The organism is Microvirga sp. HBU67558 (assembly GCF_018069605.1).
GTDB classification, from domain to species: domain Bacteria; phylum Pseudomonadota; class Alphaproteobacteria; order Rhizobiales; family Beijerinckiaceae; genus Microvirga; species Microvirga terrae.
This window is the reverse complement of record NZ_JAGPUP010000336.1, coordinates 1-1,699: the sequence shown is the minus strand read 5'-3', so window position 1 is coordinate 1,699 and position 1,699 is coordinate 1. Positions and strand designations below refer to the sequence as shown.

The 1,699-nt window shown below is 61.3% G+C and carries 2 protein-coding genes; both read left to right on the top strand.

What is annotated here, in order from left to right; translation table 11 throughout:
• Positions 1-1,196 (top strand): hypothetical protein (locus KBI52_RS01615; RefSeq protein WP_210804887.1); only part of this gene is annotated, 1,196 nt, incomplete at its 5' end.
• Between the two features lie 195 nt (positions 1,197-1,391).
• Positions 1,392-1,699, top strand: a 308-nt coding sequence (locus KBI52_RS01610) for a response regulator (RefSeq protein ID WP_210804886.1), incomplete at its 3' end; no start/stop codon positions are given.

Here is a 1,699-nt window from a genome sequence, read left to right as displayed (position 1 = left end):
TCGCACGTCAGTTCGAGCCGCAGATCACCCGTACCGGTGGCGCTCCCTCCAAGTACCGCTTCACCACCTATTGCTCGGGATGCCACAAGACGGACACCTACGAGTCGAGCACGTCTGTCGGTGACGATGTCGTCAAGGGCTACTTCAAGGACCGCGGTTGGCTTCTCGCCCGCGATCGCGCCCATGATCTGTGTTCGGCTTGTCTGGCAAAACCCCGCGAGGCTCAGCCGCCTCGCCAGCGGGAAGTTCAGCGTCACAGGTCACCAGAGAGCGGGAACCATTCAGATCGCCCGACACCGGCTGCGGACAAGAGGTCCAGGGACACCGCTGATATCCTCGCGCGCCATCTGGGCAAGCCCGACGCGCTCGCACAAGAGGTGTTTCGCCCCAAGCCCGTGCTGGCCGTCCGCCCGCCAGTTGTGGACGCACCCCAGCAGGCCGCACCTGCCCCTGCCCTATCGCGCGAGGTAGAACAGGCGCTGACAGGAATGGCCGAGGAACTGAAAGGCCTTCGCGCTACGATGGACCTTATGGCGGAGCAGATGGGCAAGTTGGTCTCTCTGGGTACGCAGCAGATCGAGGCCATGGCGCGTCTGACGCCTCTGGTGGTGCAGTCGGCTGAGGGGATCTCCGGAAGCCTGCGGCAGGTTGCTAACGCGGTGCAACTGATCTCGAGCGTTCCCACCCCTGCCGGGGAGACCATGAAGCTGTCCACCAAAACGAGGGGTGTTGAGGATCCGCCCGCCCTGCAGCTTAATCTTTTGCAAGATGTGGACCAAGCGGTTGGTCCGGAAGCAGAACCCGCGCCGGCAGCGGCGGAGCCGAAGAAGTCACCCAAGCAGGGCCAACGTCCCAAGAGGAACCTACCACGTTTGCCTCAGGCGGGCTCTGCTGCTGTCGTGGTCAAGTCGATTCCTGATGCCAAGCGCTCGGATCGGTTCTACACCATCATCCGCCTGCCACGAGCGTTGTGGGACCAGGCTGGCTTTGGTCCGGAGGACCGCCTGGTGCTCGACTGGAGCGGCAAGGTGCTGACCATCGAACGTACAACCAAGGGCGGGGTGAGGCCAAAAGCGATTAGAGGGGCCACCGTAGTGCTGCAGTCGTGGAAGCTGGGCAACCTGAACTTCGACCAGCTGAAAGCGACAGAAACTGACAGGGGCCTACGCCTGACAGGAGGACGTCGGCCAGCGTAAGGCTGCGTCATAGCGTGGCGAGCGCGCAGTGCGACTTCTTTCCGGAATTTTGCTTATGCGAGATTACTTAGTTGGCTGAGTCTCTTTGCCCTTGGAACAGGGTCGGCGCCATGAAAGCGTCACCGTGCCATCGGCGTTAACTCCTCGTTGAGCATACTTCCCTCACATTAGCTGCGGTCTCTGGGAGGTGGTGAGATGCGCGTGTTGCTGATTGAGGATGACATTTCTGTCGCGCAGAGCATTGAACTCATGCTCCAGCGCCTCAATGTCCAGATTTCGGTGGCCGATCTAGGCGAGCACGGCGTCGATCTCGGCCGGCTCCCGGACTATGACATCATCCTGCTCGATCTCAATCTCCCGGACATGTCAGGCTACGATGTCCTCCAGCAGCTGCGGCTTGCCAAGGTGAGCACGCCTGTCCTGATCCTCTCAGGCCTAGACGGGATCCAGAACAAGGTCAGAGGCCTCGGCTATGGCGCCGATGATTACCTCACCAAGCCGTT